10 protein-coding genes are annotated in these 11,702 nt (G+C 69.8%); 3 read left to right on the forward strand and 7 right to left on the reverse strand.

The window, feature by feature from the left end:
• The 5 genes from QZ332_RS11560 to QZ332_RS11580 all read right to left on the reverse strand — a co-directional run.
• On the reverse strand, window positions 1-405 hold a 405-nt coding region (locus QZ332_RS11560), incomplete at its 3' end, for a thiamine pyrophosphate-binding protein (RefSeq protein ID WP_295765542.1).
• 19 nt (window positions 406-424) lie between these two features.
• Window positions 425-1,225, reverse strand: a complete 801-nt coding sequence (locus QZ332_RS11565) for a 5-deoxy-glucuronate isomerase (protein ID WP_295765543.1) — start codon at window positions 1,223-1,225, stop codon at window positions 425-427.
• Between the two features lie 179 nt (window positions 1,226-1,404).
• The gene (iolE, locus tag QZ332_RS11570; RefSeq protein WP_295765545.1) at window positions 1,405-2,307 is read right to left on the reverse strand and encodes a myo-inosose-2 dehydratase; all 903 of its coding nucleotides are present in this window, start codon (window positions 2,305-2,307) and stop codon (window positions 1,405-1,407) included.
• A gap of 362 nt (window positions 2,308-2,669) precedes the next feature.
• Window positions 2,670-4,061, reverse strand: coding sequence for an MATE family efflux transporter (locus tag QZ332_RS11575; protein WP_295765547.1), 1,392 nt, complete (start codon window positions 4,059-4,061; stop codon window positions 2,670-2,672).
• Between the two features lie 81 nt (window positions 4,062-4,142).
• Entirely contained in the window at window positions 4,143-5,273 is a 1,131-nt protein-coding gene (locus QZ332_RS11580; RefSeq protein ID WP_295765549.1) for a cysteine desulfurase family protein, read from the reverse strand.
• A 117-nt stretch (window positions 5,274-5,390) separates the two neighbouring features.
• Between QZ332_RS11580 and mtaB the strand changes: the two genes are divergently transcribed.
• From mtaB to QZ332_RS11595, 3 genes are all read left to right on the forward strand, one after another.
• Complete coding sequence (gene mtaB / locus QZ332_RS11585; RefSeq protein ID WP_295765551.1) at window positions 5,391-6,695, forward strand: tRNA (N(6)-L-threonylcarbamoyladenosine(37)-C(2))-methylthiotransferase MtaB; 1,305 nt, start codon at window positions 5,391-5,393, stop codon at window positions 6,693-6,695.
• Window positions 6,692-7,267, forward strand: a complete 576-nt coding sequence (yfbR, locus tag QZ332_RS11590) for a 5'-deoxynucleotidase (protein ID WP_295765553.1) — start codon at window positions 6,692-6,694, stop codon at window positions 7,265-7,267. Before mtaB ends, yfbR begins: the two co-directional genes overlap by 4 nt.
• A gap of 65 nt (window positions 7,268-7,332) precedes the next feature.
• Window positions 7,333-9,471, forward strand: a complete 2,139-nt coding sequence (locus QZ332_RS11595; protein WP_295765555.1) for a YcdB/YcdC domain-containing protein — start codon at window positions 7,333-7,335, stop codon at window positions 9,469-9,471.
• A gap of 162 nt (window positions 9,472-9,633) precedes the next feature.
• Here QZ332_RS11595 and QZ332_RS11600 read toward each other — a convergent pair whose 3' ends face one another.
• Both QZ332_RS11600 and QZ332_RS11605 read right to left on the reverse strand, forming a co-directional pair.
• On the reverse strand, window positions 9,634-10,632 hold the full coding sequence (locus tag QZ332_RS11600) for an ATP-binding protein (RefSeq protein ID WP_295765557.1): 999 nt from the start codon (window positions 10,630-10,632) through the stop codon (window positions 9,634-9,636).
• Between the two features lie 3 nt (window positions 10,633-10,635).
• On the reverse strand, window positions 10,636-11,583 hold the full coding sequence (locus QZ332_RS11605) for a DnaD domain protein (protein ID WP_295765559.1): 948 nt from the start codon (window positions 11,581-11,583) through the stop codon (window positions 10,636-10,638).
• Window positions 11,584-11,702 lie beyond the last annotated feature (119 nt).

An 11,702-nucleotide genomic window follows, 5' to 3' on the forward strand; every position in this document is an offset into this window, starting at 1 on the left:
GCTCTGCTCCAGCTGCTGGAGCACCGGGTCCGGCTGGCGGGAGGCGAAGGTGTCCGCCGGGAAGACCAGCAGGGGGATGTTGTTCACCGTGGCCGTGGCGCAGGCGGTGACCATGTTGGCCGCGCCGGGGCCCACGGAGGAGGCGCAGGCGATGATGCGCTTGCGGCAGTTCTGCTTGGCGAAGGCGATGGCCGTGTGGCACATGCCCTGCTCGTTCCGGCCCTGCATGACCCGCAGAGCGCCGGGATCCGTGTCCAGGGCCTCGCCCAGGCCCACGGCGATGCCGTGGCCGAAGATCGTGAAGAACCCCTCCACGAACTTGGTCTCCACGCCGTCCATGGAGACATACTGGTTATCCAGGAATTTGACGATGGCCTGGGCCGTCGTTAAGCGGATCGTATCCATCGGGAAGACCTCCTTTATGTTATCCTTGATAGATGTGTTCGTTGGCGTCCGGCTTCCAGAGCCACGCGTGCTCCTCGTCGTCGATGCGGGTCTTCAGCCAGGGGTCGCCCTCCAGGTGCCGGATGCCCCAGGCGTAGCACATGGCGTAGCCCGGCGCGGCGGTCTGAGAGTGGAAGCCGCTGGTGATCACGGCGCAGCCGTTCTGGCCCGTCTTGTAGATCTCGCCGTTGGCGAAGCCCGCGCCGAAGCCCTGGGGATAGTCGAAGCGGTAGAAGTAGACCTCCGGCTGGGGATGGTGATGGGGGGGATAGGAGGACCACTTGCCGGGGTGGTTCAGCACCTCGCCCAGGACCATGTTGGAGAAGGGGGCGTTGTCGTGGTCGAAGAAGGTCTTGATCTCCCGCTCCATGCAGCCCAGCAGCTCCCCCTTGTTCCCGGCGTGCTGGGTCTGGACGGTCTCCGGGGTGTACATGACGGCCTCGAAGGGCGTATCGTTCCGGGTCTTCTGGATGTAGAGCTCGCTGTGGGCGTGGGCGGTGAGGCGGATCTCCTCGCCCCTGCCCGCCAGGAGGCAGTACGCCTCATGGTGGAAGCTGTCCGGGCGGTCGGCCTCCACGACCTTCCCCGCCCACTCATAGGTGACGTTCCCGGCGAAGAGGAGGACGGCGGTCTCCTTCTCCGCCTCGCGGATGGTGAAGACGTCGCCGGGCTCCATGACCAGGAGGCCGATGTCCATCTGGGTGCCCATATCGTCCACGGAGGTGTCGATATAGGCGTTATAGCCCTGTTTGAGTTCGTCGTTCTTGCTGAAATAGGTCATTGGGATCATCTCCAGATCGAATTTTGGCCCTTTGGCCAACAGAGGAGGGATACGATGGGATCGTTCCCGCGGCGGCATGCCCGTCGCGGAGATGCCGCCGCCTCAGCCGCCGCGGGCGGCACCGGTCCGCAGACCGGCGGGGGGGATCTTCAAGGGGGAGGCCGCTCCCCCTCGGCCCCTCAGAGCCCGGTGTGCTCCTTGATGTACTTGCGGCCCTTCATGGCGTACTCCAGGGGATCGGCCTTGGCGGGATCCTGCTCGGCCTCCACCAGCAGCCAGCCCTGGTAGCCGGCGTCCGAGAGCACCTTGAACACGGGGTCGAAGTCCACGCCGCCGTCGCCGGGGACGGTGAACGCGCCGTTGCGCACGGCCTGGAGGAAGCTCCAGTCGTTCTTCCGGGCCTCTTCCACGACGGGGAGGCGCATGTCCTTCAGGTGCACGTGGCCCACGCGGTCCACGTACTTCTTCAGCATGGTCAGGGGATCCTCGCCGGCGAAGGTGAAGTGGCCCGTATCATAGCAGAGGAAGACGTACCGGGGGTCGGTGTTGGCCATCATGCGGTCGGTCTCCTCGCTGGTCTGGACCACGGTGCCCATGTGGTGGTGGAAGCAGAGCTTGAAGCCCCGGTCCGCGGCGATCTTGCCCAGCTTATCCAGCCCGTCGCAGAAGCGGTCCCACTCCGCGTCGTCCATCACGTGCTTGTGTCCGCCGGTCAGGACGGGGGTGTCCATCTGGCCCTGGATGGACCAGCTCTGCTCGCTGACGTTGATGCGGTCCGCGCCCACCGCGGCCAGGAAGTCCAGGTTCGCGGTGAAGTCCTTCACCTCCTCCTCGAAGGGGCGGGTCAGGAGGAACGAGGAATACCAGCGGCTGGCGATGCGCATGCCCCGCAGGTCCAGGGCCTTCTTCAGCACGGCGGGATCTTTGGGGTACTTGTTGCCGATCTCGCAGCCGGTGAAGCCCGCCAGCGCCATCTCGCTGACGATCTGCTGGAACGTGCACTCCCCGCCCAGCTCCGGCATGTCGTCGTTGCACCAGCCGATGGGGGCGATGCCCAGGGATACAGTCTTAGGATCGAACATGAGAAACGACCTCCTTGAAAATCGTCGTCTTGGGGCCGTGAGGCCCCGGGAGGGCCGGGGCCCCCCGCAATCGTTTTCGCTGCACTTGCTATGAATGAATCTAGCATTTTTTCACCCAAAAATCAACGCCTGTTCCGGTGGATGCAGAAAATTTTATGATTTCGCCAAAGCTCCCCGGAGCTTTTTTTACGCTTTGACGGAAGCTCCGCAAGAATTTACGCAAACGTTCACGATCCTGCACGCCGCTCACGGGCCCGACCGCCGGAGGACATGGATCCGGGAGGGGATCCCCGCGTCCGACCGCTCCCGCGCCGCCCCGGCCCCCGGCGTCTCCCGGGAGCCCGGCGCCACGCGGGACAGGCTCATCCTCCCCGCTCGCCCCCCGTCACGTCGTTGATCCACTTCCCGCCCTGGACCCGCCAGAGGCACAGCGGGAACTTCACCACGCTCTCCAGCTGGATCGCGAAGGCGATGGGCCAGCAGCCGAGCCGGAACACCAGCGCCGCCAGGGCCGTCGCCGGGAGGCAGACCGCCCACTGGGGCACGATGTCCAGCGCCGTGGACCAGAACACGTCTCCCCCCGCCCGGAGGACCCCCGTCACCGCCGTGATGGCGCAGGCGTGGAGGGGGATGGAGGCGAAGCCCATGACCGCCAGGGCCGCAGCGATCTCGGCGGAGGCGCCGAAGAGCTTGAACAGCGGGAAGATCACGGGCACGAACACCAGCGGCACCAGCGCCAGGGAGAAGGCCGCCAGCACGCCCCCCACCAGCACGGAGGACCAGAGGAGGGTCCGGCTCAGGCCCATGACCTTGTCCCGGCCCTGGCCCTCGCCGATGGCCTTGCCCACCATCACCGCCGAGGCGGCCCCCAGGCCGAAGCAGACCACCAGGAACAGCCGGTTCATGTTGCCCATGACGGCGTTGGCCGCCAGCATCTCCACGGACTCCTCCGTATAGCCCAGGATCACCGTCAGCAGGGAGTTCCCCAGGCCCCAGACGGTCTCGTTGAACACCACGGGGGAGGCGTACTTCACGAAGCGCCGCATCATGGCCACCCCCGGCCGGAAGAACCCCTTGAGGTCCAGGGGGATGGCCCTGCTCCGCAGGGCGCAATAGACGCAGATGACGAACTCGCCGATCCGGGCCAGCAGCGTCGCGATGGCGGCGCCCGCCACCCCCAGGGCGGGGAAGCCTCCCCGGCCGAAGATCAGCAGGTAGTTCAGCCCCGTGTTCAGGATGGTGGAGAAGCCGAAGAGCTTCATGCCGAAGCCGGGGTCCTCCACGCTCCGCCGGGCGCTGACATAGAGGGAGGAGAGCATGTTGAAGACGTAGGAGAAGCCGATGACCCGCAGATAGGGCGCCCCCAGGAGGCTGAGGTCGTGGCTGTTGGAGAGCAGGTCCATCACCCGCACCGGGGCGGCGAAGAAGAGCAGGGCCAGGACCACGGTGACGGCCGTCCCCAGCAGGGAGGCCACGCCCAGGGCCCGGCTGACGTTCTTCACGTCCCCCTTGCCCCAGTATTGGCTGATCAGGATGCCCAGGCCGCTCTGGAAGCCGAAGACGATGCTGATGAGCAGGAAGACGGGGACGTTGGCCGTGGTGACCGCCGCCATCTCCTCGTTGCCCAGGCGGGAGACCATGAAGGTGTCGATGAGCCCCAGGGAGAAGGTGATGAGGTTTTGCAAGATCATGGGCAGGGAGAGCTTGAAGAGCCGTTTGTAAAAGCCGGGCTCACGGCGCAGGCAGTTGAACATGATGCTCCTTATACTATCTATGACTTACTATCTATGACTTATCGGTCCTGTTGGATGGTCGCCGCACCGCCGGTGGAGGCCCTATCCCAGCATGGGCATCCGGCTGTCGTGATGCCGCCGGAGGGCCTGGGCGCAGGCGTCGATCTCTTCGAACGTGGTCTCCGGGCCGAAGCTGATCCGGATCACGCCGGAGGCGGTCCGCCTGGGCAGCTTCAAGGCGGCGACCACGTGGCTGGGCCGGCCCTGGTGGCAGGCGGAGCCGGCGGAGATGCAGATCCCCTGGCTCCCCAGGTCCGTGACGATGTTCTGGCTGGGCCAGCCCGCCAGGGACGCCGCCAGCACGTGGGGGGCCGTCCCCGCCCCCACCGCCACCATGTCCGGGATGGCCAGCAGCTTTTCCCCGGCATAGGCCCGCAGCTCCGCCAGGTGGGCCCGGTCCCGGTCCAGATGCTCCATCCGCAGCTCCGCCGCCTTGGCGAAGCCCGCGATCTGGGCGGTGGCCTCGGTGCCGGAGCGGAGGCCCCGCTCCTGCCCGCCGCCCGCCAGGAGGGGGCGGGGAGAGCGCACCCGGGGGCCGATGTACACCGCGCCCACTCCCTTCGGCCCGCCGATCTTGTGGGCGGAGACCGTCACGAAGTCCGCCCCCAGGTCCTTGGCGGAGAAGGTGGTCAGGCCCTGCACCGCGTCGGTGTGGAGGAGGGCCTTGGATCCCATGGCGGCCAGGCCCCGGGCGATCTGCGCGATGGGGTACACCGTCCCCAGCTCGTTGTTCACCAGCATGACGGACACCGCCGCCGTGTCGGGCCGGACGGCCTCCAGCACCTGTCCGGCGCCGATCGTGCCGTCCTGCTCCGGGGCCAGGTACGTGACCTCGCAGCCCTCCTGCTCCAGCTGGCGGCAGGTCTCCAGCACGGCGCTGTGCTCCACCGCCGTGGTGACGATGTGGCGGCCCAGATGCCGGTTCTGCCAGACGGCGGCCCGGAGGGCCCAGTTGTCCCCCTCGGTGCCGCAGGAGGTGAACCACAGCCGCTCCGGAGGGCAGTCCAGGGCGGCGGCCACCGTCCGCCGCCAGCCCTCCACGCGCTTCTTCATCTCCGCTCCGAAGGGGTACTGGGAGCTGGGGTTGCCGAAGCGCTCCGTCAGCACCTCATACATGGCGTCCGCCACGGCCCTCGGCACGGGCGTGGTGGCGGCGTGATCCAGGTAGATCATGGGGAAAAACTCCTTTCCGTTGGGGCTTGCCCAATGGGGGCGATCTTAGTATAATTAGGATGCATCACGCTATTATAGCGGCAAATCCAAGAAAGCGCAAGGAGAATCGTACAACTCATGAAAGTCGCCGTCTACACCCTTGGCTGCAAGGTGAACCAATACGAGACACAGGCCATGGAGCAGGAGCTCCGGGCCCGGGGGCACCGCATCGTCCCCTTCCAGGAGGAGGCGGACGCCTATGTGGTCAACACCTGCTCCGTCACCGCCGCCAGCGATCAAAAATGCCGCCAGGTGCTCCACCGGGTCCGCCGGGACCGGCCCGGGGCCGTGGTGGGCGTATGCGGCTGCTGGTCCCAGACCCACGCCCCCGAGGCCCGGGGCCTGGGGGCCGACGTGCTGGGGGGCTCCGGGGACCGGATGGGCTTCCTGGGCCTTTTGGAGAAGGCCGTCCGGGAGCGCGGCGCCCCCCTGGAACGGATCGACCACCCCTCCCAGCGGCGGCACATCGAATGGCTCCCCGCCGGGGGGCTGGAGGGCCGGACGCGGGCCCTTTTGAAGATCGAGGACGGGTGCTCCAACTTCTGCTCCTACTGCATCATCCCCTACGCCAGGGGGCCGGTGCGCTCCCTGGCCATGGGGGAGGCGGCGGTCCAGGCCGCGGAGCTGAAGGCGGAGGGCTACCGGGAGATCGTGCTGACGGGGATCGAGATCTCCTCCTGGGGCCGGGACCTGGGCCAGGGCCTGTCCCTCATCGACCTGGTGGAGGCCGTCAGCACCGCCGCGCCGGGGGTCCGCCTCCGGCTGGGCAGCCTGGAGCCCCGGACCATCACGGAGGAGTTCTGTGAGCGGGCGGCGGCACTGCCGGACCTCTGCCCCCAGTTCCACCTGTCCCTCCAGAGCGGGTGCGACGCCACGCTGGAGCGGATGCGCCGGAAATACCGCACCGCCCGCTACCTCCAGTCCTTGGAGCTGCTGGAGCGGTGGTTCCGCCATCCCGCCGTCACCACGGACCTGATCGCCGGCTTCCCCGGGGAGACGGAGGAGGAGTTCGCCCAGACCCTGGCGTTCATCGAGTCCTGCCGCTTCGCCAAGGTCCACGTCTTCCCCTACTCCGAGCGCCCCGGCACCCCGGCGGCAGAGATGGAGCAGGTGCCCAAGCCCGTCCGGGCGGAGCGGGCCCGCCGGGCGGCGGAGGCCGCCGCCAAGACCCGCCGGGCCTACCTGGAGGGCTGCGTGGGGGAGACCTACGAGGTGCTGTTCGAGCAGCCCGCCGGACACGACGGCCTCTTCCTGGGCCACGCGCCCAACTACGCCGAGGTACTGGCCAAGGGAGAGGATCTGCACGGCCAGATCCGCCAGGTGCGGATCTTGAGCACGGACGGGGAGGTCCTCTTCGGACAGATCGGAGGGATCATGCCATGAGGAGCCATTTCTTCGCGTACATCTCCCGGATGCGGTTCATCCAGCGCTGGGCGCTGATGCGCAACACCGCGCCGGAGAACGTCCAGGAGCACAGCCATCAGACCGCCGTCCTGGCCCACGCGCTGGCGGTGATCCGGAACGAGCGCTTCGGCGGGGCCGTGGACCCCGGCCTCGTGGCGGCGGCGGCGCTGTACCACGACGCCAGCGAGATCCTGACCGGGGACATGCCCACGCCCATCAAATACGACAACCCCGCCATCCGCAGCGCCTATAAGGACGTGGAGGCCGTGGCGGAGGGGAAGCTGCTGGCCATGCTGCCGGAGGGGCTGCGGGACGCTTACCGCCCCGTGCTGACGGAGGTGGACCCGGAGGTCCGGAGGCTGGTGAAGGCGGCGGACAAGCTGTCGGCCCACATCAAATGCGTGGAGGAGCTGAAGGCGGGGAACCTGGAGTTCCGGGAGGCCGCCGCCCAGACCCGGCGCGCCCTGGAGGGTTATGGGATGCCGGAGGTCCGGTATTTCCTGGAGACCTTCCTGGAGAGCTTCTCCCTGACGCTGGACGAATTGAAATGAGCGGGAACTTTCCCCCGGCCCCCGCCGTCTAAACCATCGAACGATACGATCAGGAGGGACGACTCATGAAACGACTGTTTTCCCTGGCCCTGTCCGCCGCTTTGCTGGCGGCGCTGGCCCTCCCCGCCGCCGCGGCCGGGGAGGAGGACGCGGACGCCCGTCTCGCCAAGGTCACCCGGGCGGTGAAGACGGCCCTGTCCCTGGACACGGACGCTTACGAGACCTTCCGCGGCAGCGTGGATCAAGACCTGGTCCCGGTCTGGGACCTGGAGTGGCAAGGCGGCGGACGCTCCCTCTCCATCCAGGCCCTGGAGGACGGCACCGTCGTCTACCTCTCCCGCTGGGAGCACGACCCCAGCCCCAGCGGCTATCGCTGGGACGTGCTCCCCGTCTTCCCGGAAGTCAGCGGCAGGGAGGACCGGGCCGCGGCGGAGGACTTTTTGTCCCGCGTCCTCCGGGACGGGGAGACCGTGGAGCTGGAGGACGAAGAGGCCGGCCTGTTCCGGGGAGGCCGCTCCGCCAGCTCCTGGGAGGGCAGGATCTCCCTGAACGGCCTGCCCTCCCCCCTCCATTGGAACATCACCGTGGAGGACGGGCAGGTGACGGGCTTCGGCCGGGACGTGCCGGAGGCGTCCTCCGCCGCCGGCGTGCCCTCCCCGGAGGCCCCGGCGGACCGGGCCAAGGCCGGCGCGGACCTGGAGGGCACCCTGGCCCTCCGCCTGGAGTACGTCCTGGCAGACCCCGGCGATACCAGGGCCGTCCTGCGCTATGTGCCGGAGACGGTCCACGAGTTCCTGGCGGACGCCAAGACCGGGGAGCTCCTGGACCTGACGGAGCTGGAGGAGGCGCTGGGCAGGGCCTATGACACCGCAGGCGGAGCCAACGGAGCGGCCCCTGCCCCTATGGACGCCGCCGCCGACCGGGGGGAGGCCGGCTCCCTCACCGGCGCGGAGCTGGAAGGCGTCGCGGAGCTGGAGGGCGTCCTGCCTAAGGAGGCGCTGGACAAGGCCCTCCGGGCCGAGAGCGCTTACGGCCTGCGGGGCTATGCCCTGATCTCCGCCTCCTACGAGAGCGGAGAGGACCAAGTCCTCTGCTCCCTGCGCTACGCCCGCACGGACAGCGGCCGGCGCCTCACCCGGAACATCACCGTGGACGCCAAGACCGGCGCGGTAGAGGGCGTGTGGTCCTCCGCGCCCTACGACCGGGAGAAGACGGTCACGGAGGCGGACGCTTTGAAGCAGGCCGAAGCCTTCCTGAGGGCCTGGTGCCCGGACCGGGACCTGGTGCTCTATCCCTCCGGCAGCGACGCCGCGCCCTGGCGGACGGACGTCCAGCCGTACTGGCACTTCACCTTCGCCCAGGAGGCCAGCGGCCTGCCCTTCCGGGGCAACGCCGTCCACGTAGGCATCGACGCGGCGGACGGGTCCGTCTACTCCCTCTCCTCCTCCTGGGACGAGGACGTGACCTTCGACGACGCCGGCGGCGTGGTCTCGATGGAGGCGGCCCTGGCCGCGTGGGCGGGGACCTATGAGACCGTCCTGGCCTATCGGAGCGTCCCCCTGGCAGAGCTCCCGGAGCAGGCCATGGAGCATCCCTACGCCCTCCGCCTCACTTACGGCCTGGAGCGGCAGGAGCGTTATGAGGGCGTGGACGCCAAGACCGGGGCCCCGGTCCGGGAGGAGCGGGGGGACGTCCAGCGGCCCCTGACCTATACGGACCTTGCCGGGAGCGCGGCGCGGGCGGACATCGAGGCGCTGGCGCGCTATGGCGCGGGCTTCGCCGGGGGGGCGTTCCGGCCCGGCAGGGACCTGACCCAGTGGGACCTGGTCTGCCTGGTCTACAGCCTGGACGGGACGGCGCTGGACCCGGACGCCGTGGACACGGACGGCCGGGAGGCCCCGTACTACCGCGCCTACCGCCTGGGCCTCCTGTCCCCGGCGGAGCGGGACGACGAGGCCGTCCTGACCCGGGGAGAGCTGGTCCGGATGCTGCTGGACGCCGCCGGGTACGGCCCCGCCGCCCGGCTGGAGGGCATCTTCGCCTGCGGCTATGACGACGAAGCGCGCATCCCCGCCGAGGAGCTGGGCTACGCCGCCATCGCCCAGGCGCTGGGCATGGCCTCCGGCTCGTACAACGCCAGCCGCTCCGCCACCCGGGGCGAGGCCGCGTCCATGCTCTGCCGGGCGCTGGAGCGGGAGCCGTGACGGAGCCCCCGCCGGCCCCCTCAGGAGAACGCTAAAGATAGAAGGATAGAAAAAGAGGGACTGCCGTCCGGCAGTCCCTCAGTCTATCGAACTATCGAAAAACGCGGGCGGCGGGAAGGGAGGGCACGGGAGGCCCAGGCGGTCCCTCCCCGCCGGCCCCTTTCAGCTCCGTTCCTTTTTCAGCCGCCGGATGTCCTCCCCGAAGAAGGGCAGCACCCGGTACTCCCCCTCCAGGCGCGAGGCGGTCTGGGGGCCGTAGCGCCGGGCCAGCTCGTCCAGCTTCAGGTTCGTGCTGACGATGGTGGGCCTCCGGCCCAGGATCCGGCCGTTGACGATGCTGTACAGCGCGCTCTGGACGAAGGGGGTGGTCATCTCCGTCCCCAGGTCGTCCAGGATCAGCAGGTCGCACCCCAGCACCCGCTCCACGTCGGCGTCCACCGCCTCCCCGGCCTCCCGGCCGAACTTCCGGGCCTCGAAGCGCTCGAAGATGTGGACGGCGGTGTCGTAGACCACGGAGAAGCCCTCGCCGCTGACCTCGCGGGCGATGGCGGCGGAGAGGAAGGTCTTCCCCAGGCCGGGGTCTCCCGTAAGGAGCAGGTTCCCCGCGCCCTCCGGGCGGAACCCGGCGGCCCAGCGGCGGCAGGTGCGGAAGATCCAGTCCATGTTCTCCCGGGGGGAGACCCCCAGGGCCGGGTCCTCCGCCTGGTCATACCACTCCAGGGAGAAGGTCTCGAAGCTCTGGCTCCCCAGGTCCAGCATCCGGCTCAGCTCCTTCTGCTGTTCCCGCGCGCAGTAATCCCGCAGGCACCGGCACATCCGCCCGTCCCGGTAGCCGGTGTCCCCGCACAGGGGGCAGGCGGGGGCCTCGTCCAGGCAGTCCGCCGGGAGGCCCATCCCCTCCAGCAGGGAGCGGCGCTCCTCCTGGAGGCCCAGGTTCCGGCGTTTCAGCGCGTCCACGGCGGGCCGGGGATCCGCCCCCCGGCGCAGGGCGGCGGAGAGGATCCGGCTCATGGTGGCCCGGAGCTCCCCGTCGATCTCCCGCAGCCGGGGCTGGCGCTGGTAGACGCCCTCCCGCCGGGCCTGGAAGCGCTCCTGGCGCTGCCGCCGGTCCTCCTCATAGCGCTGGAGGGCCCGGCGCGCGATCTTGCCGTCGTAGGCCATGGCTCAGTCCTCCCTGTCCCTTCGTTCGATGTACTTGCGCATCCAGGCGTTGCCGGCCCCGGGGGCCGCGGCGCCGGAGGGCCCCTTCCCGGCCGTCCCGGCGGCCCTGCCCGGCCGGACGTCCCGCGCCTCGATCTGCTCCACGGTGTGCAGCCCCTCCTCGTGCCAGCGCCGGAGGATGGCGTTGCAGTAGGCCCACTTGAACTCGTGGCACTTGAGGATGGTCTTGTCGCAGGCCAGCGCCGCCGCCTCCGGGCCGAAGCCCCACCGGTGCCAGCGGAGCAGGTACTCCTCCTCGCTGGCGGAGGGGGGCCTGTCCCCCAGCCGGAGGGCCCGCATCAGCTGCGGCAGGGCCTCCCGGCCCTGGGCGTACCTGCGCAGGTGCTCGGCGGCGGCGGCCTGGGAATCGATGCCCAGCCGCGCCCAGGCGTAGCCCTCCCGCTCGATCTGGCGGAGGGTGGGGCGGCGTCCGGGGCCCAGGCGCTCCTCCGTCCTCTGGGCGCAGTGGCAGACCAGGAGGTAGATCACGTCCGCGGGGAGCCCCAGGTGGTCGTACAGCCCCAGCAGGGTGGACAGGTCCGGCATGGTCAGCTTCTTCCCCAGGCGGCGCTCCACCTCGGCGGTGAGGGTGCGGAACTCGCCGGAGGACTCCAGCGTGTCCGTCACCTCGTCCTGGCGGTAGACCGGCGGCTCGTCGGCGGGAGCGGGCGGGGCCGGGGGCACGGGGGCCAGGAGGCCCAGCTCCCGGAGGACGCCCTCCGCGGCCTCGATCCGGCCCCGGTCCCAGCGGAGCTCGCCCGCCAGGGAGCGGGGGGAGGTGCCCTCCCGGCGGCGGAGGAGGGCGAGGTACAGCAGGGCGGCGTCCCCGTCGCCCCGGTCCAGGAGCCGCGCCGCGGCCTGGGGGGAGATGGCGATGGGCCCCTCCGCCGGGCGGAGCAGGATGTCGGGCATGGGGAGGACCTCCTTCCTGATTTGAAGGGCGCCGCGCGGAGCGGCGGCGGGCCGCGCCTCCCGGCGGAGGGCGCCGCGCGGAGCGGCGGCGGGCCGCGCCTCCCGGCGGAGGGCGCCGC

The sequence above is a fragment of the uncultured Oscillibacter sp. genome (assembly GCF_910584465.1).
Lineage (GTDB): Bacteria > Bacillota > Clostridia > Oscillospirales > Oscillospiraceae > Oscillibacter.

Coding starts and splice junctions, on each gene's coding strand:
- QZ332_RS11565 (WP_295765543.1), bottom strand. CDS start 1,225: ATGACCTATTTCAGCAAGAACGACGAACTCAAACAGGGCTATAACGCC.
- iolE (WP_295765545.1), bottom strand. CDS start 2,307: ATGTTCGATCCTAAGACTGTATCCCTGGGCATCGCCCCCATCGGCTGG.
- QZ332_RS11575 (WP_295765547.1), bottom strand. CDS start 4,061: ATGTTCAACTGCCTGCGCCGTGAGCCCGGCTTTTACAAACGGCTCTTC.
- QZ332_RS11580 (WP_295765549.1), bottom strand. CDS start 5,273: ATGATCTACCTGGATCACGCCGCCACCACGCCCGTGCCGAGGGCCGTG.
- mtaB (WP_295765551.1), top strand. CDS start 5,391: ATGAAAGTCGCCGTCTACACCCTTGGCTGCAAGGTGAACCAATACGAG.
- yfbR (WP_295765553.1), top strand. CDS start 6,692: ATGAGGAGCCATTTCTTCGCGTACATCTCCCGGATGCGGTTCATCCAG.
- QZ332_RS11595 (WP_295765555.1), top strand. CDS start 7,333: ATGAAACGACTGTTTTCCCTGGCCCTGTCCGCCGCTTTGCTGGCGGCG.
- QZ332_RS11600 (WP_295765557.1), bottom strand. CDS start 10,632: ATGGCCTACGACGGCAAGATCGCGCGCCGGGCCCTCCAGCGCTATGAG.
- QZ332_RS11605 (WP_295765559.1), bottom strand. CDS start 11,583: ATGCCCGACATCCTGCTCCGCCCGGCGGAGGGGCCCATCGCCATCTCC.